Source organism: Acinetobacter sp. A22 (assembly GCF_030913345.1).
In the GTDB taxonomy this organism is placed as follows: domain Bacteria; phylum Pseudomonadota; class Gammaproteobacteria; order Pseudomonadales; family Moraxellaceae; genus Acinetobacter; species Acinetobacter junii.
The window spans coordinates 2,236,398-2,258,787 of sequence record NZ_CP133162.1 but is presented as its reverse complement, the minus strand read 5'-3'; the positions used below and the strand labels follow the sequence as shown (position 1 = coordinate 2,258,787).

Sequence of the window (22,390 nt, the reverse complement as noted above, 5' to 3'; positions counted from 1 at the left end):
ATTGATTAAACTGACTTTAACAACAAAAAAATAAAATGAAGCTAGGGAGGCTTTATGCGCCGTATTTTAATGATTCTTGGTGTGATCGTGGTATGTATAGGGGCATTTTTCATCTATCAAAATAATTCAAAACAGCGAACAATTCAAAATCAGAAAATGTTTGATGTCGTGATGGCAGAAAAAATGCGTGAGCTATATATCCAAGCACAGGATTGGTCAACGCCCGTACAATTGGAGGTTGAAGATGATCGGCTATCTGGTGATTATCAGTTGATGTCGGAGTTTCTACTGAATTATTGGAAGGAGAATATTGAGGCGCGTAATCACTATTTACGTCAATTAAAAGCAGCACAGTGGGATGCATTTTTAGATGTAGAAAGGTTGGAGCGTGATAGTAAATCAAACTATAAAGAAACAGAGCAAATGTTTAGCGATGTTCGCCGTGCATCATTAGAGTACGATAAAAAACGTCAGCAGATACAATCTCAAGCTTTAGCTGATGCCAAAGAACTTTCTCTAGATGCTGACTTACAGCAACGCCTACAACAGAAACTCGCCAAGAATCTGCATGTTGATCCAGCTCAAGATATTTTTGCTATAGAACAGCAAATCATTGAAAAAGCCCAAGCGATGTTTGATTTGTTAAAAAAATATGAATGGCAGCGACAAGGAAAACTTATTTTGTTTCATGAATCTGCCCAAGTCCGCAAATTCAATACGTTATATCAAGATGTTTTAAAGCTAAATGCTCAAATAGAGAAAATTAAAAATAACAATGTTGCTGTTTTAGAAAAAGAGCTCTAGGTTATTTAGACGATAATGGTTTGAATTAAATTAAAAGTTTTTGAGGAGAGTTGACGTTAAAAACATGAATCTATGGCAACTTTTTATCAAAGTTCGACCTTTTGTGAAGCCTTACAGACTATTGGTGATAATCACCTTAATCCTGACTTTGATTGGAGCATTGACCGCTCAGGTTAATGCTTTAACGCTGCAATATGCTGTTGATCAAATCAATCGTTTAGTAGAAGCGGGAGATGGTCTTGCTCAAGATTGGCATATTTTAGTAACGATCAGTGTTATTTTACTTAGTAAAGAAATTATCAGTACTTTGATTCAGTTTGGGCAAAAGTTATTTGGTGAACGTCTCAGAATCATGGTGTCACAAGATGTTGCCCAAGCAATTATTGAGAAATTTCTGACCTATCGGCTTTCATTTTTCACTCAAGATGACAATCAAGCAGGAAAATTACAAACTCGTATTGATCGTGGTATTGGTTCGATTACACGTTTGATTCAAATCTTCTTTATCGACATTTTGCCTTTATTCAGTAGCGCGATTCTCGCATTGGGTTTGATGTTCTATGCTAATTTTTGGATTGGGCTAGGGCTTGTTGAGAATTAACAAAGACTACTGATTAATTTATAATAGTACTATGGATAGATACATACTTACTGATGCCCAATGGGCAAAAATGGAACCTTTTTGCCTAGGTAAAGTGACCGATCGAGGTCGTAGTGGAAAAGATAATCGATTATTTTTAGAAGCAGTCCTATGGATTGCCCGTACAGGCAGTCCATGGCGTGATCTACCTGCTCATTTTGGTAAATGGAATACCGTCTTTAAAAGATACCGTGACTGGGTTAAAGCTGGTGTATTTGAAACTATTTTTGCATCTGTAAATGAAGATGTTGATTTGGAATACGCCATGATTGATGGAACGATTGTTAAAGTTCATCGACATGGGCAAGGTGCAAAAGGGGGACTTTCAAACAGTCTATAGGTAAATCTCGAGGTGGAATGACCTGTAAAATTCTTGCCTTAGTGGATAGTCTAGGCAACCTCATTAAGTTTCGATTAATGCCTGGTCAATATCACGATTTAGTAGAAACCAAACCTTTAATTGAAGATGTTGATTTTCAAGCATTACTAGCTGATAAAGCATTTGATGCAGATTGGCTCATCCAAGAACTCAATGAACGTAAAGTGAAAGTGGTGATCCCACCCAAATCTAATCGAAAAGTAATGAGAGCATTTGATACGACTATGTATAAATGGCGTCATCTCATTGAAAACTATTTCTGTAAGTTAAAAGAATTTAAACGTATAGCGATGCGTAGTTGTAAAACAGATACGAGTTTTGAAGCCATGATTCAATTGTGCGCGAGTGTAATTAACTCTCGGTAATTCTCAACAGACCCTAGTCGCCCTAAGTATCGTGCCGATTTATTTTTGGTTGACCTTTAAACAAGCGCAGAAATTAGGTGGAGTAAGACGGAGTTTAAGAGATGGTCGTGAGCGGAAAAGTCAGGGTATTTTGAGTATTATTAATTCGATCACAGTCATTAAGTCGTTTAACCGTGAACAAGTTGAAGCTGAAAAACAACTGATCTTACAAAAGCAGCTTACCGACAATCAGATGCACACGCGTCAAATTAGTTTTATTTTTGATGGCGTTAAAACTTTTACTGAGCAAATTGGGATCGTTTTTATCATTATCCTCACCGCGTATTTTGTGTTGATTGGCGACATGAGTATCGGGATGATTATGTTTCATATTTTGCTATTTAATAATGTTTCAGCTCCTATTCGCTCATTGCATCGTATTTATGATGAGGTCAATGATGCCATGATTTATGCGGAAAGTTTTTTTCAGATTCTTGAAGCGGATAATCAGATTGAAACCTCAGGACAGCAGAAACCTTCACAACTCAGTGGAAAGTTTGAGTTAAAACAGGTCGATTTCTTCTATCCAAATGGTCATCATGCGCTTAAAGAAATTAGTATGACCATACAACCCAATAAAATTACAGCACTGGTAGGATTATCTGGTGCAGGCAAATCGACTTTAATCAGCTTATTGGATAAATTTTATTTACCGCAGACAGGACAAATTCTGTTGGATGGTATTGATTTGAATGATATGGATACTCAATATTTGCGAGATCATATTGGTTTGGTGCTGCAAAAAAATCATATCTTTCAGGGCACGATACAAGACAATATTTGCTATGGAAAAATGGATGCAAGTGAAGACGAAATTATCCAAGCTGCTAAAAAAGCATCGATCCATGAGCAAATTTTAAAGTTACCTAAAGGTTATCAATCTGATGCATTGTTATTGTCGGGTGGACAACAGCAACGAATCGCAATAGCACGTATGTTTCTGAAAGATCCACCGATTATTTTTCTAGATGAACCCACAGCGAGTTTGGATGCAATCGCAACAGAGCAGATTAAGCACAGTTTAGATGAAATCAAACAAGGTAGAACTGTGATTATTATCTCTCATAGTCTTTCTCAGATCATAGATGCTGACTACACCTATGTCATGCAAGATGGTGCCATTGTTGAGCATGGTGAACATCATCAACTTTATCAGCAACAGGGTGTATATAAAGATATTTTTGATGCGATGGCTAAAAGCCTAAATATCGAAAAGATCGCTAAAACTTTTGATAATGAAGGCGAAGAAGAAACACATAGTTGATATAACACATTGATTTAGAATTAACACAGTACAAAGGTCTTTGAGCATCTTTCAGAACAATGATCAAAGACCTATTTTTTTATTTAATCAAAAATCTTTTCAGCTGCTTGGAACGGTAAGCTCACTACATCAATCGCCACTGCAAATGGCAACAAAACAAGTTTTTCAAAAGGATTCATACCTGATTTAGAGCTATAAGTTTCTTGTTTGTGGGTATAAATCGAGACTTGATAAGGTTTACTTAATGCTTTTAATGAACTGAGATTATTTGCAGCAGGGTAGACTACCCCTGCCAATTTAATATCAAAACAAAAGCGTTGCGCTTGCATACGTTCGTCACTAGATGATGAACATTCTTTGGCACCATTCTCTATGAAAAATTCTAAGTCCTTTTTGCTCAGGTCTTCTTTGAGTTTTACATAAGACAGCGGCAATGTACCTGAGAAATTTCCATCATTCTTTTCCGAATAGAAGTTGAGTTCTCTGGTGATTTGAATGTTTTTAGGATCAAGTTTATTGATCAAAGTGACAAACTGAGTGCCGCCTTGCGTCAGGATATAACTGTTTTTTTGCCCTGCAATCACAATACTGTCTTTCGGTAAGTTCGCAGATGCTTGCGCAGGTCGTCCGAACGCAACGACATTGTCCTCAACTAACATGACACGTTCAGTACGGGTATATGTTTTACTGTCTTTAGTAATAAGGGTTTTAGTTGCACATCCAGTTAAAGCAACGCCTGATAGCATGCAGATCATTGTTATTTTTGCTGATGTTGAAGACATCCATTTACTCCTAATATTTTGAATTTTAAATTTAAAAAAGAACAAAAAATATGAAAATAACTCATAGGACAATAATCAAAAAAGACGATATATGCGAGGTTTTTTTGGCGTTGAAATTTGATTTTTTACAAACATCTAACAGATGAGTCTATTTTAATTTTTTTTATCTAAAGTTTAAAATTTTAATGAAATTTACCGTTTATCTGACCTCTGCTGAATAAAACAGCACTTTGTTGTAGCCTATAGGTAGATGCTTTTATTTAATCTCATCACGGATTTGATGACTGAGTTTTGGAGCAGAAATGAACTTACTCAAACGATCATTGCTGATTACGATGTTAACTTATATCGGTATTGCCACTGTTCAAGCCGAAGAACAGGTAGGTTCTTTGCCTACGATTCGGATCATGGCAGAATCAGAGCTACGTGAAGAGGTTGGATTGGTTCCTTTTCAGGAAGATATCAAAGTCCGCCAAGCCCTACAACATTATATAAACAAGCAGCAGACTGATATTCAAAATGCTCAACTCACCGAAGTCACAACTTCGATGGATTATCAGCCGAGAACCGTACAGCCTGATTTATCTCAAGTTTCACCTTTTTTAGAAGATTATATTATGGCTGTTGCGATGGGCTTTCAGTCATCTAATCCAAGTAATGGGGTCTTCAAAATGTTAGAACCCCTCAATATTAATCGGGATAATGCGAATGCATTTCGTGAAGGCACAATAAAAGTAAGTTTGGATGATCTATTAAAATTACAACAACAAATTGAAGCGGGTTTGAAAACACCTCAGAACTTTCTAACACGTTAACTTAAATCATATGTTGAGATATAAAATCCCCGTAATATGGTACGGGGATTTTTTTATTTATTCTTTTATATAACGCTCAAAAATTGAAGAAAAATCATAGTTTTCAATCTTTTTACGATGCTCCGTCAGTTTTGTTTCAACTTGAATCGTTGTTTGCGAAATGATACTTGGTAAATTTAATAACACTTGCTCAGGAAGTTCACGCAACGAGAACATATTATTTACAGCTTGTTGTGTTGAAAAAAGCAATGATGATTGGCGCTCGATTTCTTTACAAGCCTCACCAATGCTAAACAGTGCTTTATATAAATCGCGCACTTTTTCAATTTGTGATTTTTCAATATCAATTGAATATGATGCACCGCCTAGATGGAACTTGAGTTCTACATCACGGTCTACTGTACCTGCAGTTTCGAGCTGAACATGACTGATTTGATAATGTTTGTAGGGATATCGGTTTAAAGTACGTTTTTTACTTACAGCACTTGTACCATCGAGATGGATGAAAGCAGAGTTTGTGAAACAATATTCATCAGTTTTGGCTTTGATCAGGAAAAAGATTTTTTCGTTATCTTCATGAAAAATATAGTCATCAATATCAGTTTTGTCATAGTCTCTTGGTTCGATGATCCGACCAATGTCGCTTGTCCCCATTAAATCTGCTGCCATATTTTTAAACATTGTTAGAGCCTTATAATTTTTGGAAATCCGATATTAATCTGATGCCACTTTGTTTGTCTATAGACTTTTTTGGATGGATCGCTGTTTTAAATTCTCTAATAAATAGAATTGGTTATAAAAAAATCCCCGCACATGGCGGGGATTTTTCTTTTATCTCAGTGTCGATTAAACACGTTCGATAATTGTCGCGATACCTTGACCAAGACCGATACACATAGTCGCAAGACCAATTTGTGTATCTTGTTGTTCCATCACGTTCAATAATGTAGTTGTGATACGAGCACCAGAACAGCCCAATGGGTGACCTAATGCAATCGCACCACCATTCAAGTTAATGATGTCTTGTTTATCATAGATGCCTAAGCCTTTCATTACTGATAAGCCTTGAGCAGCAAATGCTTCGTTTAATTCGATAGTTTGGATATCCGCCATCGTTAAACCAGCACGTTTAAGCGCTTTTTGAGTTGCTGGTACTGGACCGTAACCCATGATCGCAGCATCACATCCTGCAATAGCCATAGAACGAATCACAGCACGTGGTTTTAAACCAAGCGCTTGAGCACGTTCAGCAGACATAACTAACATTGCAGAAGCACCGTCAGAAAGAGCAGAAGAAGTTGCTGCTGTTACTGAACCACCTTTAGGATCGAAAACTGGTTTCAACGCTTTGAATGCTTCAAGGTTTGCGTCAGCACGAATCACTTCGTCGATGTCACAAAGGATTTTGAAACCATTTGCATCATGACCTTCAACACCAACGATTTCGTTTTTAAAACGACCTTCTTGTGTTGCAGCCCATGCACGACGGTGAGATTCAACACCGAACGCATCTTGTTCTTCACGAGAGATACCGTTCATACGACCTAACATTTCAGCAGTTAAGCCCATCATGTTAGATGCTTTTGCATAGTGTTTAGATGCTTCAGGGTTAAGGTCGATGCCGTGCATCATACCTACGTGACCCATATGCTCTACACCACCGATGATGAAGATGTCACCTTGGTTGGTCGCAATTTGTGCAGCAGCAGTATGAAGTGCTTGCATAGAAGAACCACAAAGACGGTTAACGGTTTGACCGCCAGCAGTCTTTGGAATATCAGCTAATAAACCAATGTTACGAGCAATGTTCATACCTTGCTCTAAAGTTTGGTTTACACAACCCCAAATGATGTCTTCAACTTCGTTGGTATCAAATTGGTTACGAGCAACAAGTGCACGTACTAATTCAGCAGATAAACTGTCGGCACGTACATTGCGGAACATACCGTTACGTGATTTGCCCATGGCAGAACGAACGCCATCAACAATCACAACGTCACGTGGATTTAAAGTAGCCATTCACGTCGCTCCTTAACCGTAGAATTTTTTGTTGTTAGCAGCCATGTCACGCAACATTTGTGGCGCTTCATAAGCTTTACCTAAGTGTGCATATTTGTCGCAAAGCGCAACGTATTCAGCAACACCAGTTTGGTCGATATAACGGCATGGACCACCACGGAATGGAGGGAAACCTACACCCATGATCATCGCCATATCTGCTTCAGAAGCAGTTGCAACGATGTTGTCTTCTAAGCAACGAACTGTTTCGTTACAGAAAGCAAGCATCATACGGTCAATGATTTCTTGTGGATCAAATTCACGTTTTTCGCCAGTCACGAAAGGCGCAATGATTTCGTAAGCTGTTGGGTCAACAGTTTTCGCTTTCTTACCTTTCTTGTCTAACACATATTTGTAGAAACCGACATCGTTCTTTTGACCAAGACGTTTTGCTTCGTACATCGCTTGGATAGAACCTTTGTAGTCTGGTTTCATACGGTCAGGGAAACCTTCAGCCATCACTTCTGCACCATGTACACCTGTATCGATACCAACAACGTCGATCAAGTATGCAGGACCCATAGGCCAACCGAATTTCGCCATTACATTATCAACTTGCTGGAAGTCAGCACCGTCTTTAACGAGTAGGTCGAATGCACCGAAGTAAGGGAACAATACGCGGTTTACCAAGAAACCTGGACAGTCGTTTACAACGATAGGTGTTTTACCCATTTTCTGAGCAAGAACAACAGTTGTTGCGATTGCTTCATCAGAAGTTTTTTCACCACGAATAACTTCAACCAATGGCATCATGTGTACTGGGTTGAAGAAGTGCATACCAACGAAGTTTTCAGGACGTTGTAATGCTTTCGCAAGGCGTGTAATTGAGATTGTAGATGTGTTAGATGCAATGATCGTGTTTTCACGAACATGCTTTTCTGTATCTGCAAGTACAATTTCTTTAATTTTAGGGTTTTCAGTTACCGCTTCGATCACGATATCTACTTCTTTAAACTCATCGTAGCTTAAAGTAGGACGGATGCGAGCAAGGGTTTCACCCATTTGCGCAGGTTTCATTTTCTTGCGTTCAACTTGCTTTGTTAGCAAGCCATTCGCTTCTTTCATACCTAATGCAAGTTGTGGGTTACCAATATCTTTCATGATGATTGGAGTGCCTTTGCTTGCCGCTTGGTAAGCAATACCACCACCCATAATACCAGCACCTAATACAGCTGCTTGGTTTACAGGATGAGCACCTTTTTCATATTTTTTCGCAGTTTTCTTCACAACTTGATCGTTGATGAATAAACCGATAAGTGCGCCAGCTTGCGGTGTAATCGCAGCTTTAGCGAAACCTTGAGCTTCTGCTTTTAATGCGTCGTCACGAGTTGAGCTTGCACCTGCTTGTAATGAGTCAAGCAATAATTTAGGAGCAGGGTATTGCGCAGGGTTTGCTTTAGCAAGAACCGCACCTTTCGCTGTATTGAACGCCATCATTTGTTCAAGTGGGTTCAATTTAATTGCGTCTAATTTTTCTTGACGCTTTGCTTTCCAGTTCAAACGACCAGCAAGTGCTTGTTTAACTAAGTCAACAGCAGCTTCTTGAAGTTTGTCAGCAGCAACAACTGCATCTACAGCACCATCTTTAAGCGCAGCAGCTGGCTTCTTAGGATTCGCCATTGCCATCCATTCAACAGCATTGTCGATACCGATCAAACGGCTTAAACGAACGCTACCACCAAAACCAGGATAGATACCAAGTTTGATTTCTGGTAAGCCAACTTGTGCTTGTTCAGACATGACACGGTAGTCACACACTAAGCACATTTCAAAACCGCCACCAAGCGCCATGCCATTGATCGCAGCAACTTTAGGCATTTCTAAATCTTCAAAGCTATTGAAGATTTCGTGTACAGGAATAAGCCAATCAATGATTGCTTGTTCACCAGCAGCGAAATTGTCGCCGAATTCAGTAATGTCAGCACCAACGATAAATGTTGATTTTCCAGAAGTAACAACTAAGCCTTTAATATCGTTATTGGCTTTAACTGCAGCAATTGCTGCTTGGAAGTCTTCAATGGTTGCACGGTTAAATTTATTAACCGACTCACCTTGTAAGTCAAAGCGGAATTCTGCAATTCCGTCCGCAAGCATTTGGACGGTAATGGCATTGCCAGCGTGGATCATGCCTGATCTCCCTTGTTGTGGAGGATTCTGAGTTGATGTCATAAAAGCGTGTGTGTGGATATAGGCACACAAAATGCTTCCCTAATCTTACGATAACTATATCCAAAAAGAACATAACAAGTTGTATCAAGCCGTGACGCTAGGGTCATCTATTGTTTTGATGGATCATTTTTTATTATTTTAATTAATTTAAATCAATGGTTTATTGTTGTTTATAATGATGATTGTAAATAAAAAATGCTGAAATGAATAAAATAATCTCCATAAGTACTTACAACAATAAATTTATCTAGAACACTCATTTACTGTGGAATATGTGCTTTCTTAAAGGAATTGATATTAAATTTTATTTGTTCAAAGGCAAATTCTTTATTTTGGTCTATTTCTTGCTGCATTTTTAGAAGAAAATCACATTTAGCGCTAGAACCTTGAAATAGGGAAGCTGTGGTTCTTTTAAACATTCACAGCATTTATTTTTCATATTGAAACACCGTCATCAGCTGACAAAAAATGTTAGTTAATGCTTGAAGTGGAAAGTGAAAATAAAGGCTAGAATTTAACTAAAGATGGTTTGCACACTTAGAACAAGATAGAACTGAAAAATCAATCCAATTCGATTCTCGATAATCTTGTTTGGGGATGAGAGGTGTCAGGATGAATCCAACAGACCAAACCTTGATGCAACAAATGCATATTTCCTCAGAGGAAATAGAATATCGAAAATCTTTATTGTCGTTGACGAATAAAGAACTTCTCCAGTTGGTTCAATTAGGTATAAAGCTTGAGCCTTTATTTGATCAAGTTGTGATGGAGTTTTATCAACAACAAACTTCAGTAGCCGAAATTGCAACTTTGATTGGAGATGTAGATACCTTATCTCGTTTACAACGTGCGCAACGACAATACGTCACTGAGTTATTTTCTGGGACTTATGATGCCAATTACGTTAACAACCGTCTAAGGATTGGTTTAGTGCATAAGCGGATCGGTGTAGAACCCAAATTATATTTATCGGCGATTTTATCATCTCAAAACTAGATTAATGACTTTGGTGTATGAGCAAATTGGACATACAGATGAATATCATCAAGTTGTGCAAACTCTAGAAAAACTATTCATGTTTGATATTTCTTTAGTTGTTGAAACCTATGTTTGGAGTTTAGTCAGTGAAATCAAATCGTCTAAAGAGAAAATTGAACAATATGCCAATGTCCTCGAAGATCGCGCACAACAAATGGAAGCATTGTCACAAACTGATCCTCTGACAGGTTTACTGAATGTTCGACATTTAAATAGTATTTTGAATGCAACTATATGTACGGCTGAACATACTTTAGAACCTGTGACGGTGGTATTTATTGATATTAATGATTTCAAAATGATCAACGATACATTTGGGCACCCACGTGGCGATCAAATTTTAAAAATAGTGGCAGATGGTATCCGCTATGTTGCTCGACTTGATGATCATTGTTTCCGATGCGGAGGTGATGAATTTTGTATCATTTTCCCAAGATGTACAGAATCTCAAGCGATAGAGAGTTTTGTACCTCGTTTGGAGCAATATATTCGCCAAATAGAACCTTCAATTAGCTTGAGTATCGGTGTCAAACAAACCGATCATGTTGAAGGCTATATTGATGCAACAACCTTAATCCATGAAGCCGATGCAAGAATGTATCAGGTGAAAAAAGAGCGTAAAACAAAAATATAGTTTTTAAAAAAAAGTTATTAAGTTTTTGAAAAATAGAATTAAAAAAAATTAACTCGCTATCCAAGTCGGAGTTTGAGTAAAAGCGGCTAGAAATTGTGAGGGATGGTGTTAAAATTTGGCGATTAATTTTTAAGTGCCGATATCAATGATTAAATGGATCATATTAGCGATCTTTATCATTTCGGCGTTGTATATTCAGCGTCGTGGTAAAGTTAAGCATTCGTTTTATCGTCAATTTTTTGACCATTCTACTGTGCTCGCACCGATTAATTTCTTAATGTACATGTTTTCTAAAGTACCGAATCAACCTTATATCGATACTCAATATTTCAAAGACCTAAAAATTTTAGATGAAAATTGGGAAATGATTCGTGATGAGGCGAAAGCTTTATACGACAAGGGTGGGATTAAAGCTTCAAGTAGTTACGATGATTTAGGTTTTAACTCATTTTTTAAAACAGGTTGGAAGCGTTTTTATCTTAAATGGTACGATTCAGCACATCCGTCAGCTGCTGAGCTTTGCCCAAAAACGACGGCTTTGTTGAAAACATTGCCAAGTATTAAAGCTGCGATGTTTACCGAGTTGGCACCAGATAGTCGTTTAGTACGACATCGTGACCCTTATGCAGGTTCGTTGCGTTATCATTTAGGTTTGATTACGCCAAATGATGACCGTTGCTTTATTGATGTGGATGGCGAACGTTATTCATGGCGTGATGGAGAAAGCGTTGTGTTTGATGAAACCTACATTCACTATGCTGAAAATAAAACAGATCAAAACCGTATTATCTTTTTCGCTGATGTAGAGCGTCCATTAAAGACACGTTTTATGGAAAAGTTTAACCACTGGTTTGGTAAAAGTGTGATGACTGCTGCGAGTTCTCCTAATGAAGCAGGTGACCAAACCGGTGGTTTAAATAAAGTTTTTGGTTATGTTTACCAAATCCGAATTAAAGCCAAAGCATTAAAGAAATCAAACCGCCAACTTTATTACTTTTTAAAGTGGTTCTTAATGTTAGGATTATTCTTCCTGATTTTTATAAGACCGTATGTTTTTTAACAAAGATGCCCGCAAGGGCATCTTAAATATCAATAAAAAATAGAGCATCTATACAAATGATTCCAATTGGAACATGGAGTTTTTTTCATTTCTTTCTGCTGCTGATTTGCCCGCTTTTGGGTGGGATATTACTCTATATTTTTTTAGGCTGCTTTATTGGTTTTATATATAGGAAATATAAATTAAAACAAAAGGTTGTATTCTTTACTCGAAGCATGAAACTGCTCCTGTTTGTGGTCATCTTAATGAATAGTTGGAGTCTTTATTTGTCATATTCTTTCTATCAAATTGTACAAGAAATAGCACAAAAGGATGAAAATAAGGCAAAACGCAGTCGCTTTATTTTGGATCAGGATTTTCAATTTGATCAGCAACTTTTTCCAAAAGGTACACTCATTAATCTCTATAACGTGCATGATGCAGGAGAGGATTTTCGTCCTTTAAGTCTATATGGTTTGCAGGCTGCACAATTTCCACGACCCATGTATATTGCGGGTGTTTGGGTAGATGCGTACAAGGAGGAGTCTGCTTTTGTGCAGTTATTACAATTGGCACAGGATCAGGTAATCGCTCCTGTTTATATGAATGATCATAAAGGTGGATGGGTGTTGGACTCAACACGCAAAAACATCCGCTGTCAAAAAGGACAAGTGGCAGAATTTCGGGTAGGTGATCAATATTATCCAGATAAAGACTATTCAAAAGAAAATTGGTATGCCGAAGAAGTGATTACCTTTAAACCTGCGTTATGGAAGTTTGTGGGTTGCACGACAGCAGCCCCGATATTGCTTGAACCTGCGTACCAGTAAGCTATGCATTTTATAATGACAGAGTTAGAGAAGAGCCTTTGCGTAAGGGTATATTTATTCATCCGCTATATTTCACGATTTACAACTTGAAAAAGCTTACGTAAACATTACATCATGTGATGTAAATAAAGATAACAGGCTGGCTGTGAATCCAAACGCGCGTGAACATATTGAAAAAATCCTGACTCATATGACTCAATTGCCTGGTGTTTATAAAATGCTCGGTAAAGATGGAGAGTTACTGTATGTTGGGAAAGCCAAAAACTTAAAGAATCGTGTATCCAGCTATTTTGTTAAAACGATTGACCATCCCAAAACACAGGCATTGGTTGCCCGTATCTATGATATCGAGACATTGGTTGTCCGTTCTGAAACCGAAGCGCTACTGCTTGAACAAAATCTGATTAAACTGCATCGTCCGCCATACAATATTATGCTGCGCGATGATAAATCCTATGTGTATATCTTTGTCTCGGCAGACAAGCCCTATCCCCGCATTGCCAGTGGGCGTGGCAAGGGTAAGCATCAGGTCGGCAAGTTTTTTGGGCCTTATCCCAGTGCCTATAGTGCACGAGATACCTTACTGGTTTTACAAAAATTATTTAATGTTCGCCAATGTGAAAACAGTTATTTTTCACAACGTAAACGCCCTTGTTTACAGTATCAGATTAAACGTTGTACAGCGCCTTGTGTTGGTCTGATTAGCCCTCAGGACTATAAGGAAGATGTCGATAATTCAATTCGTTTTTTACAGGGTGATACCAAAGAACTCAATCAAGAGCTGATTGGAAAAATGGAGCAAGCGGCAGAAGCTCTTGAGTTCGAAAAAGCGGTATTTTATCGAGATCGATTGTCTTTATTACGTGAAGTTCAAGCCCAACAAGCAGTGTTTAAAATAAAAGGTGAGGCTGATATTTTAGCTATTGCCTATCAAGCGGGCGTCACCTGCGTACAAATCATGTATGTGCGTAATGGTCGTATGCTGGGAGGAAAAAGCTATTTTCCAGATATGTTGGGTGATGATCTTGGACAAATGCTCAGTGATTTTATTGCTAACTTCTACTTCCAAGTGGCAGATGAAATCCCTTCTGAGTTGATTGTGAATGTCGAACTTCCTGATCGAGTTCAACTCGAAGAAGCTTTACAACAAACCTTTGAGAAGAAAGTTCAGATCAAGCACAAAGTTCGAGAAACACGGGCTGAGTGGCAAGAGCTTGCACAAATGAACGTGCAGCATGCAATCAAAGGGAAGTTGAGTAATCATTTAGAGTTGAATGAGCGTTTTCATCAACTTGAACAAGTTGCAGGACGTCCGATTGATCGAATTGAATGTTTTGATATTAGTCATACCATGGGGGAAGCACCAATCGCTTCCTGTGTGGTGTTCGATCAAGGTGGAGCGCGGAAAAGAGATTATCGTCAGTTCGCCATTCAGGACATTACCGGTGGTGATGACTATGCAGCGATGCGTCAAGCACTGATTCGTCGTTATAAGAAGAATATGTTACCTGACCTTTTACTGATTGATGGTGGTAAAGGGCAGTTGCATATGGCTATGGATGTCATGCAAGAGCTTGGTCTAGATGCATTTATGATTGGGGTCTCTAAAGGTGAAGGGCGAAAACCAGGTTTAGAAACCTTACATTTTACTGATGGTACAAAGATCCAATTGCCTGAAGACCACAAAGCTTTGCACTTGATTCAGCAAGTTCGAGATGAAGCACATCGTTTTGCCATCACCAAACATAGAGCCAAGCGAGATAAACGACGTAGTAGTTCAGTATTGGAAGCAATCCCAGGTTTAGGACCTAAACGTCGACGCGATTTATTGACTCATTTTGGCGGTATACAAGGCGTGCTAAAAGCTTCAGAAAAAGAATTAATGCTTGTTCCTGGTTTGGGAGAAGTGATGGCAAGGACGATTTATAAAATTCTTCATGAATAAAAGGGCGGATTGACCGAATCTTCCATAGAGTTGTGGATAAATGATCATTCACAAAACTTAAGAAACGTTGAAAGATAAAGTGAATTTGCTCCTTAAGGAATAATAATGTCACTGCTTGGATTGTATCAACAGCTAGAACAACAAGAATGGATTGATATTCCATCAGGATGGTTGCAAGGGCGTACGGTATTTGGTGGTCTTATCGCAGGTCTGCTGATTCAAAAAGCAATTCTTACAGTCAATGATTCAGCAAAACAGCTTTTAAGTTGTAGTGTCAGCTTTGTTGGACCTGTACAGCAAGGTGCAGCCAAATTGACGGCTGAAGTATTGAGACAAGGGAAATCAGTGACGACACTTGAAATTCGTCTTTGGCAAGACGATGCAGTGCAAAGTGTTTTAGTTGCAAGCTTCGGTTTGGGGCGAGAGTCGAGAATTGTGGTGAATAACCAACCCACGGTTCCTGACTACGTAACAGCAGATCAACTGGAAAAAATGGTTTATCTTGAAGGTTTGATGCCTGAATGCTTACAACAGTTCGAGCTGTGTTGGGCTGAAGGACATTATCCAATGGCAGGAAGTAAAACACCTGATTTTGGTGGATGGTGTCGTTTTTCTCCTCAATTACACTCAAATCGTGATTTATATTTGGGTGATTTATTTTCTTTAATGGATGTGTGGCCGCCAGGTGTTTTGCCAATGTTTAAAACATCAGCACCCGCGAGCTCTTTAAGTTGGCACATTACATATATACACCCGATTGAAAATCAACTGCATGACTGGTTTAAATATAAAGTCGTTACTGAGTTTGCAGAACACGGTTATTCAACAGAATATGCTTATCTTTGGGATAGTGAAAATCGATTAATTGCGATCCTTAGGCAGACGGTTGCCATTTTTTGCCTAGTCGACACTTCCTCGTATTTCGTATAAAGTTGCTTACAGATGGATACAATCTCGGCACAACCTTTGTGCAATATGCATATTTGATGCGACCAACATGGCGGTGTTTATGAGCACAGGGCGAATCCTGAACATTCCTAATATTCTAACATTGGCACGTATTGCCTTTATTCCTGTTTTTTTGGTGATTGCCTATTGGCCACCAGCGATTGGAATTGCTGAGCATCATGGTGGGATGATGCGACATTTGATTTTGACCGCGATCTTTGTCCTTGCAGCTGTAACAGATTGGTTTGATGGCTACCTCGCAAGGACATTAAATCAAACATCGGCTTTTGGACGCTTTCTCGATCCTGTCGCTGATAAATTGATGGTCGCTGCTGCTTTGATTGTTTTGGTTCAATGGCAACCTACAATTTCCATGGCATTTGCTGCGATTGTGATTATTTCTCGTGAAATTACAGTTTCAGCATTGCGTGAATGGATGGCAGAATTGGGTGCAAGAACCAATGTTGCGGTTTCAACCGTAGGTAAATATAAAACTGCCTTTCAAATGATTGCGATTAGCGTATTTTTGTTGAACTGGAAGCCATTAGAAATCTGGGCGTATGCTTTATTGTATGCTGCGGTGATATTAACCTTGTGGTCGATGATTATATATCTACGAGCTGCATGGCCTTATTTAAAACAGCCTTAATTGCTCATCAATCTAATAGCATCAAATCTAAGAAGCTCTCTAACTAGAGGGCTTTTTTATTGCCTCATATATACAGCTCAAGAAAAAAGCCCATAACGAATATGAGCTTAGTTCTCTGAGGAAAGTCATGCTCTTTTTGGGAGAGTATGCTGAAGAACATAATCATAATATGAGAATATACTGATATTTACAACGCATGAAAGTGTAAAGATTTTTTAATATTCTCAGTTTTGATTTGCTTGGTTTTCAGTCAGTGTTGCAAATTTATGTTCGATCTGAGCTGCATTGCTTTGTAAGATTTCGATAAGCTTCTGAATATTCAGAAAATCAAAACGATTTTTTGATGCAACTAAGGTCAAGGCGATCGGTGCTTCCTTTGTGGAAAAACGTATCGGTACAGACAGACCGCAAACTTGTGGATCAATTTCACCTTGAGATAAATAAAATCCCTGCTTTTTTATTTTTTTCATCTGTTGAGTGAATTCATCTAGATCATGGGCAAAGCCAACTTTGGCAAGCTCATTTGAGAATTGCTCATAGTAAGACTGAATTCTTTGTTTGGTTAAATGAGCAATCACAATTTTAGGTGATGCCCCCACATATACAGGTCGAGGACAGCCACGTCCGTATGAAAGCAGCTCGGCTGCTTTGAAGGTTTCATGATGTAAATCAATACAGTAATCATGATTCAAATAGGTGAGTAAGCAGCAAAGTTCTGTACGATCTACGATGTCTCGCATGAACGGAATACTGATTTGTACTAAAGGATCTGTACTATGCGAAATATAGTCTAAAACCGCTATTTTAGAGCCTAAAGTGTAGTCACCAGATGTTCCACTAATACGTTTCAAGATATCAGTTGATACCAGTTCCTTTAAATAGCGATATGCAGTGGGTTTTGAGAGATTGAGCTCATCACAAATGATATCAACGTTGATAATCGGGCGAGAAACTGAAAATAAGTCCAGTACAGTGAGAATTTTACCAAAACTCGAAATTGCCATGATGAGCTGTTTACTCCTTAAAAAATAGTCTAAAGCTGTGGCTTTTATTTGCTTTATAACAGAAAAGTCATTCAGCGGGTATGCACTTTTAGCGTAGTTGATTCTAAAACGTATGAATAAGTTCTCTGATGAGAAAAATGATATTTTTTGAATGACATATTCTATATTTAATTAAATAATTATCAAATAGTGATAATTTATGTTGACTAAATAACTTTGTTTTGAAAAAATTATAAGCACAATTTCTTCATTGGATAATTTGTTTTAAATTTATCCCTGAAATGTTTGCCATTCCGATCAGTTCATTCTATTTCACGGTCAATTGAATGCTCTTTTAGTCTCTATCAAGAAGCTAAATGCAGCTGAGTTGTGTTGTGAATTTGCGTTTCCTAACGCGGCTAGTATTGAGAAAAGTTCATGTTATTTAAACAGTTGTTGGCTTTTAGGCCGAGTCGACTTGACATTATTTTTGCGTGCAAAACCTTTGTCGCAGGGATGTTGGCACTGTTTATTTCATTTGAGCTTGATTTGATTAACCCAATGTGGTCGATAGGGACGGTATTAATTATTGCCAGTCCTTACTCTGGAATGGTTTCTTCCAAATGTATTTATCGCTTGGTTGGTACGGCTGCAGGAGCAATTATTGCGTTGCTTTTGACACCACATTTTATCAATACGCCGTGGTTGTTTACGATCATCTTGGCATTGTGGGTCGGGTTTGCACTGTATATATCGCTCTTAGATCGTACTCCTCGTAGCTATGTATTTATGTTGGCTGGATATTCCACCGCAATGATTGTGTATAACGCCATCACTTATGTTGATAGCTATAATATTTTTGATATTGCTCTGGCACGAGTATTAGAAATCTCTGTGGGTGTGATTTCAACCGCTGTCGTTTCAGCAACTTTTTTTCCTGTTCATGTGGGTGCCATGATTAAACAACGTGTCATCAAAACTTTGCAGGATCTGGAAAATATTTTTGAAAAACTCATTTCAGCCCAAGATACAAACCAAAACTACACACAAATTTTAGGGGTGATCACTCGTGATGCATCAGATATCCATGCTCTAGCAGTTCATCTCGCTTATGAAAAAGGCGAGTTGCAAGGCATGACCAAACCTCTACAAGAAATGCTGCATCAGGTCTCGCTTGTTGTAGCCAATCTAGTTGCCATGTCTCAACGGATTAAACAATTAGAGCAAATGCCATTAACCACATTAGCTCCAAGGTTAAGCCAACTACGACAACAGACCTTACAGTTTTTAAATCAAGAAAAACAATTAACTGCCGATAACTTACGTGATTTACCACCACAGTTTGAACAAGATTTTAGCGAATTGATTGCGATGGCTTCGTCTGAACAAAAGACTGTGTTGGCTGCCTTAAAAATGGATGTACGTCATTTTATCGCCAATATGTTGGCAGTGAAGTTACTTTGGCAACAGATCCAGAAAGGTCATAAAGAAATCCCATCTGAGATAACTACGATCACCACCAAATATCCAAGTTTACACCGTGATCATGGTATCGCGGTACGCGGTGGAATCAGTGCGGTTCTCATCACTTTCATCGTGACAGGAGCGTGGATTTTATCAGGTTGGAAAGCTGGATTTATGATGGCGCAAATGGGCGCGATCACAGCGTGTATTTTGACTGCTTTGGATAATCCTGTACCTGTGTTGCGCATATTTATCTGGGGGAGCATCGTTTCAGCGGGATTGGTTTTTATTTATGCCTTTGTAATTTTTCCCCACATTACGCACTTTTGGCAATTAGCACTGGTACTTTTTCCAATTTTCCTTGTGGCTGTAAGCATGATGGCAAATCAAATGCTAATGCCGATAGGTATGGTTTTAGGCATTAATACCATGATGGGGCTGAATTTACATAATAAATATTCAATGGATGCGGTGTCTTATTTAGACAGCTCCTTTGCCATGATTTTAGGTGTTTTGGTCTCATTAATTGTGATTGATTTGGTTCGTGCTGTTTCACCAGATACAAGCGCAACACGTATTTTAAGTTTGCATTACCAAGCGATGCGTCAAGCTTTAACACTGAGTTATGGGATTGATTTCAAAATTCATTTACGTAGCATGCTTGATCGAGTTGGGGTTCTAAATAGCAAGATGGTACAAAATGCTGAACTGAAATATGCCATCCAAAATGCCTTAATTGAAAGTGCATCGATTGTTGATCTTGTGCGATTACAGGAAATCCGCCAAAAGCTTCCACATTATGTGGACTTGCAAATGCAAATTGCTCTTTTAGAACAGCAGCTTGCCGAATATTTTCAAACACAATCAGAGCAACTTTCATTTCAAACTTTTCCAACGAAAATTCTTCAGCAAATCGAAGTGGTCAAGCATCTTGCAATGCCAATTAGTGAAGATGAGTTGCATCAAAGATTATTGATTTCACTGAATAATATTCTCAAAAGCATTGGGCATGTTTCAAATGAACAGGTGAGTTTAAATATGAATGACGTTGAGGTTGCTCATGGGTGAAATCAATCTATATGGAATTTATATTCCAACGTTGTTAGTGCAAGCCGTGATTGCTTATGTGCTGTTTAAGATATTAAGTCCATTTGTAGATCGTTTCGCTCAGGCGGGATGGATCGGGTTACCCAGTATTTTTAATCTCTGCTTCTATTTAGCTTTGATGCTTTGTGTGCATGAAATTTTTGTCCGACTTTGGATCTGAGCTAAATTTTTGATTGTTTAAATTTCTCTGATTTAAAAAAGAGTAGTAAAGGTGAAGAACATGAATGCATTTGATATGCGAAAAGTCATACGACCCGTGGTTCTTATCGTTGCCATTATTGTGGCGACATACACGATTGTGCATTTATGGAATTACTATAATGCGGCACCTTGGACGCGAGATGGTCGTGTCCGTGGCGATGTCATTCAAGTGGCTTCAGATGTCAATGGTTTGGTGACTGAGGTTTTGGTACAAGACAACCAAACTGTAAAGAAAGGACAGGTCTTGTTTAAAATTGATGTCGCACGTCAAGCACTGGATGTAGAGCAAGCCAAATCTGATCTTGCGAAAGCTAAAGCAGGTCTAGCACAAGCTCAAGCGACTCTCGCGGGTACCAAAGCTAGCTTAGTAAAGACCGAAGCCAATATGAAACTTGCCGAAAAGAATGCAGCTCGATATACCAGTCTTATGGATGGTGCAATTTCCAAACAGGAACAAGATCAAGTTTTTGCTGCACGTGATCAAGCTTTTGCTGAACGCGAACAATTAAAAGCAAGTATTGAACAAGCTAATGCTGCGATTGAACAGCAACATGCGTTACTGGATGTGGCGACAAGTAATTTGCACTTGGCAGAATTGAATTTACACCGTTCAGAAGTTGTTGCTCCTGCCGATGGAACTTTATCAAATTTTGATTTACGTGTGGGTAATTACGTTAAAGTTGGACAAGCTGTAGCAGCTCTTTTAGATCGTCAGCAACTTTATGTGGTTGGTTATTTTGAAGAAACAAAACTTGACCGTATTCATGTTGGAGATGTTGCAACAGTTCAATTGATGGGGGACAAACAACGTATTCGTGGTCATGTGCAAGGTATTGCATCTGGGATTGAAGATCGCGAGCGTTCGGGCAGTTCAAACTTATTGGCAAATGTAAATCCAACTTTTAGTTGGGTACGATTGGCTCAACGAGTGCCTGTGAAAATTGTATTAGATGAACCACCACAAAATCCATTGGCATTCGTTTCTGGACGTACTGCAACGGTGAGAGTGATTGAGAAATAAGCTTTGAAGTTGTTAATAAATAAAATTAGTAGAGTGATATTGGTTAGGAAAGCTCATAAGCTCAATTCAACGTTGTTATTCCGTTCCGCCTTCAATGTCAATTCAGCTCAAAAGGCGATATGGATATCGCCCGCCAAGATATTCATTTATATCTAAGATGTCTGATTAAGGTGTGATGCCTGTAGGATCGCGATACCAGCTTTGTATCAACAACGCTGCTGCAAAGCTATCTGCTGATAAGCGTTTTGCTTGACCTTTACTTTGATAAGATTCGAGTTCTTCTCTCGCTTCACGAGTTGTTAGGCGTTCATCCACCATCCACGTTTGGATATTTGTCTGGTGACGTAAACGACGAGCGAATTTACGAGCCCGCGCTGAGAGTTCGGATTCACTATCATCCATATTCAAAGGTAGCCCAACTAGAAATAAGTTCGGTTGCCACTCTTTAACAAGTTTGAGTAACTGGTTCCAGTCAGGGATGCCATCTTTCATTATAAACAAAGGCAGAGGATTGGCACTTTCAATCGCGGATTGACCAATCGCAATGCCCATTTTTTGTGTACCAAAATCAAATGCCATAATCGACTGGGAAGTTTGTATATCAGGCATGGCCAATCTCAGAAGCAAACCAAGTACGATCTACACCGATTTTTTTATAAGCCGCATCCCAACGATCGCTGTATGGAAGATTAAAAATAAGATCCATATCTGAATCGCAAATTAACCAGTCACCACGAGTGATTTCATCTTCAAGTTGATTTTTACCCCAACTCGCATAGCCTAGAGCAATTTGATAGCGACCAACGCCTTCATTGTGAGCAATCGCATCTAAGATATCTTTACTGGTGGTGATGCAGACATTTTCTCCTACCGCAATAGAGGAGTGCCAAGTCGGTTGACCAGTATGTAGAACAAAGCCTGCTTCTGGGCGTAAAGGACCGCCCTGCAAGACCGCGTGAGGGTGAACATTATCCGCATCAATCTCCAAATCATTGAGAAGTTCTTTGATTTGTAAATCAGACGGACGATTGATAATGATGCCTTGTGCACCGTCTTCATCATGGCGCGCAACATAGATGACAGTATTTGCAAAGAAGTCATCTGCCATGTCTGGTGGAGCGATGAGACAACGGTGAGTTAAGTATTGTTTCGTCACCTAGGCGGTTCTCCATCAAAAGAATGTACGTTTCTATCTATATAGGTTCTTTATATCAAC

Annotated in this window: 18 protein-coding genes and 3 pseudogenes; 14 read left to right on the top strand and 7 right to left on the bottom strand. The window is 38.7% G+C overall.

The features are described 5' to 3' along the window. Positions 1-54 precede the first annotated feature (54 nt). From Q9Q86_RS11025 to Q9Q86_RS11010, 4 genes and pseudogenes are all read left to right on the top strand, one after another. Positions 55-804 (top strand): hypothetical protein, encoded by a 750-nt coding sequence (locus Q9Q86_RS11025; RefSeq protein ID WP_112987528.1) that lies wholly within the window; start codon positions 55-57, stop codon positions 802-804. Positions 805-868: 64 nt separating this feature from the next. After that, positions 869-1,387: pseudogene (locus Q9Q86_RS11020) on the top strand (ABC transporter transmembrane domain-containing protein); the annotation flags it as partial. Positions 1,388-1,436: 49 nt separating this feature from the next. Continuing rightward, a protein-coding gene (locus tag Q9Q86_RS11015; RefSeq protein WP_112987637.1) for an IS5 family transposase occupies positions 1,437-2,188 on the top strand; the annotation gives its coding sequence in 2 pieces (ribosomal slippage) (positions 1,437-1,773 and positions 1,773-2,188; 753 coding nt in all). Positions 2,189-2,201: 13 nt separating this feature from the next. Continuing rightward, positions 2,202-3,491: pseudogene (locus tag Q9Q86_RS11010) on the top strand (ABC transporter ATP-binding protein); the annotation flags it as partial. An 83-nt stretch (positions 3,492-3,574) separates the two neighbouring features. Here the strand turns inward: Q9Q86_RS11010 and Q9Q86_RS11005 are convergent. After that, positions 3,575-4,273 carry a hypothetical protein gene (locus Q9Q86_RS11005; RefSeq protein WP_112987187.1) on the bottom strand — a complete coding sequence of 233 codons (699 nt, stop codon included), beginning with the start codon at positions 4,271-4,273 and terminating at the stop codon, positions 3,575-3,577. Between the two features lie 302 nt (positions 4,274-4,575). On the opposite strand from Q9Q86_RS11005, the gene Q9Q86_RS11000 reads away from it, so the two are divergent. Continuing rightward, positions 4,576-5,088 (top strand): hypothetical protein, encoded by a 513-nt coding sequence (locus Q9Q86_RS11000; RefSeq protein ID WP_004916891.1) that lies wholly within the window; start codon positions 4,576-4,578, stop codon positions 5,086-5,088. Between the two features lie 57 nt (positions 5,089-5,145). On the opposite strand, the gene Q9Q86_RS10995 is transcribed toward Q9Q86_RS11000, so the two are convergent. From Q9Q86_RS10995 to fadB, 3 genes are all read right to left on the bottom strand, one after another. After that, on the bottom strand, positions 5,146-5,769 hold the full coding sequence (locus tag Q9Q86_RS10995; RefSeq protein ID WP_112987186.1) for a PH domain-containing protein: 624 nt from the start codon (positions 5,767-5,769) through the stop codon (positions 5,146-5,148). 165 nt (positions 5,770-5,934) lie between these two features. Further along, positions 5,935-7,107: an acetyl-CoA C-acyltransferase FadA gene (gene fadA, locus Q9Q86_RS10990; RefSeq protein ID WP_005403562.1), complete on the bottom strand. Its 1,173-nt coding sequence runs from the start codon at positions 7,105-7,107 to the stop codon at positions 5,935-5,937. Between the two features lie 12 nt (positions 7,108-7,119). Beyond that, positions 7,120-9,273, bottom strand: a complete 2,154-nt coding sequence (fadB, locus tag Q9Q86_RS10985) for a fatty acid oxidation complex subunit alpha FadB (protein WP_112987188.1) — start codon at positions 9,271-9,273, stop codon at positions 7,120-7,122. A 654-nt stretch (positions 9,274-9,927) separates the two neighbouring features. On the opposite strand from fadB, the pseudogene Q9Q86_RS10980 reads away from it, so the two are divergent. From Q9Q86_RS10980 to pgsA, 6 genes and pseudogenes are all read left to right on the top strand, one after another. Further along, positions 9,928-10,987, top strand: a pseudogene (locus tag Q9Q86_RS10980) (diguanylate cyclase domain-containing protein). Between the two features lie 145 nt (positions 10,988-11,132). After that, positions 11,133-12,047: a lipid A hydroxylase LpxO gene (gene lpxO / locus Q9Q86_RS10975; protein ID WP_004957454.1), complete on the top strand. Its 915-nt coding sequence runs from the start codon at positions 11,133-11,135 to the stop codon at positions 12,045-12,047. A 245-nt stretch (positions 12,048-12,292) separates the two neighbouring features. Next, a complete protein-coding gene (locus Q9Q86_RS10970; protein WP_146751470.1) occupies positions 12,293-12,856 on the top strand; it encodes a hypothetical protein in 564 nt (187 codons plus the stop codon). Between the two features lie 145 nt (positions 12,857-13,001). Then, a complete protein-coding gene (gene uvrC, locus Q9Q86_RS10965) occupies positions 13,002-14,801 on the top strand; it encodes an excinuclease ABC subunit UvrC (RefSeq protein ID WP_112987184.1) in 1,800 nt (599 codons plus the stop codon). A 105-nt stretch (positions 14,802-14,906) separates the two neighbouring features. Further along, entirely contained in the window at positions 14,907-15,731 is an 825-nt protein-coding gene (locus Q9Q86_RS10960) for a thioesterase family protein (RefSeq protein WP_112987183.1), read from the top strand. Between the two features lie 79 nt (positions 15,732-15,810). Beyond that, on the top strand, positions 15,811-16,398 hold the full coding sequence (gene pgsA / locus Q9Q86_RS10955) for a CDP-diacylglycerol--glycerol-3-phosphate 3-phosphatidyltransferase (protein ID WP_004916874.1): 588 nt from the start codon (positions 15,811-15,813) through the stop codon (positions 16,396-16,398). A gap of 224 nt (positions 16,399-16,622) precedes the next feature. Here the strand turns inward: pgsA and Q9Q86_RS10950 are convergent, their stop codons facing one another. Beyond that, a complete protein-coding gene (locus tag Q9Q86_RS10950) occupies positions 16,623-17,402 on the bottom strand; it encodes an IclR family transcriptional regulator (RefSeq protein ID WP_112987182.1) in 780 nt (259 codons plus the stop codon). Between the two features lie 417 nt (positions 17,403-17,819). On the opposite strand from Q9Q86_RS10950, the gene Q9Q86_RS10945 reads away from it, so the two are divergent. The 3 genes from Q9Q86_RS10945 to Q9Q86_RS10935 are packed head-to-tail and all read left to right on the top strand — an operon-like array spanning position 17,820 to position 21,174. Continuing rightward, positions 17,820-19,913: an FUSC family protein gene (locus Q9Q86_RS10945; RefSeq protein WP_112987181.1), complete on the top strand. Its 2,094-nt coding sequence runs from the start codon at positions 17,820-17,822 to the stop codon at positions 19,911-19,913. Further along, a complete protein-coding gene (locus Q9Q86_RS10940) occupies positions 19,906-20,112 on the top strand; it encodes a DUF1656 domain-containing protein (protein WP_112987180.1) in 207 nt (68 codons plus the stop codon). The genes Q9Q86_RS10945 and Q9Q86_RS10940 overlap by 8 nt, the downstream gene beginning before the upstream one ends. A 60-nt stretch (positions 20,113-20,172) precedes the next feature. After that, the gene (locus Q9Q86_RS10935; protein WP_112987179.1) at positions 20,173-21,174 is read left to right on the top strand and encodes an HlyD family secretion protein; all 1,002 of its coding nucleotides are present in this window, start codon (positions 20,173-20,175) and stop codon (positions 21,172-21,174) included. 165 nt (positions 21,175-21,339) lie between these two features. Here Q9Q86_RS10935 and ruvX read toward each other — a convergent pair whose 3' ends face one another. Then, entirely contained in the window at positions 21,340-21,783 is a 444-nt protein-coding gene (ruvX, locus tag Q9Q86_RS10930) for a Holliday junction resolvase RuvX (protein ID WP_004916868.1), read from the bottom strand. Beyond that, complete coding sequence (locus tag Q9Q86_RS10925) at positions 21,776-22,330, bottom strand: YqgE/AlgH family protein (protein WP_112987178.1); 555 nt, start codon at positions 22,328-22,330, stop codon at positions 21,776-21,778. Before Q9Q86_RS10925 ends, ruvX begins: the two co-directional genes overlap by 8 nt. Positions 22,331-22,390 lie beyond the last annotated feature (60 nt).

What these genes read in the sequence shown, in the direction of transcription:
- Q9Q86_RS11025 (WP_112987528.1), top strand. Translation starts at nt 55, where the DNA reads ATGCGCCGTATTTTAATGATTCTTGGTGTGATCGTGGTATGTATAGGG.
- Q9Q86_RS11005 (WP_112987187.1), bottom strand. Translation starts at nt 4,273, where the DNA reads ATGTCTTCAACATCAGCAAAAATAACAATGATCTGCATGCTATCAGGC.
- Q9Q86_RS11000 (WP_004916891.1), top strand. Translation starts at nt 4,576, where the DNA reads ATGAACTTACTCAAACGATCATTGCTGATTACGATGTTAACTTATATC.
- Q9Q86_RS10995 (WP_112987186.1), bottom strand. Translation starts at nt 5,769, where the DNA reads ATGTTTAAAAATATGGCAGCAGATTTAATGGGGACAAGCGACATTGGT.
- fadA (WP_005403562.1), bottom strand. Translation starts at nt 7,107, where the DNA reads ATGGCTACTTTAAATCCACGTGACGTTGTGATTGTTGATGGCGTTCGT.
- fadB (WP_112987188.1), bottom strand. Translation starts at nt 9,273, where the DNA reads ATGATCCACGCTGGCAATGCCATTACCGTCCAAATGCTTGCGGACGGA.
- lpxO (WP_004957454.1), top strand. Translation starts at nt 11,133, where the DNA reads ATGATTAAATGGATCATATTAGCGATCTTTATCATTTCGGCGTTGTAT.
- Q9Q86_RS10970 (WP_146751470.1), top strand. Translation starts at nt 12,293, where the DNA reads ATGAATAGTTGGAGTCTTTATTTGTCATATTCTTTCTATCAAATTGTA.
- Q9Q86_RS10960 (WP_112987183.1), top strand. Translation starts at nt 14,907, where the DNA reads ATGTCACTGCTTGGATTGTATCAACAGCTAGAACAACAAGAATGGATT.
- pgsA (WP_004916874.1), top strand. Translation starts at nt 15,811, where the DNA reads ATGAGCACAGGGCGAATCCTGAACATTCCTAATATTCTAACATTGGCA.
- Q9Q86_RS10950 (WP_112987182.1), bottom strand. Translation starts at nt 17,402, where the DNA reads ATGGCAATTTCGAGTTTTGGTAAAATTCTCACTGTACTGGACTTATTT.
- Q9Q86_RS10945 (WP_112987181.1), top strand. Translation starts at nt 17,820, where the DNA reads ATGTTATTTAAACAGTTGTTGGCTTTTAGGCCGAGTCGACTTGACATT.
- Q9Q86_RS10940 (WP_112987180.1), top strand. Translation starts at nt 19,906, where the DNA reads ATGGGTGAAATCAATCTATATGGAATTTATATTCCAACGTTGTTAGTG.
- Q9Q86_RS10935 (WP_112987179.1), top strand. Translation starts at nt 20,173, where the DNA reads ATGAATGCATTTGATATGCGAAAAGTCATACGACCCGTGGTTCTTATC.
- ruvX (WP_004916868.1), bottom strand. Translation starts at nt 21,783, where the DNA reads ATGCCTGATATACAAACTTCCCAGTCGATTATGGCATTTGATTTTGGT.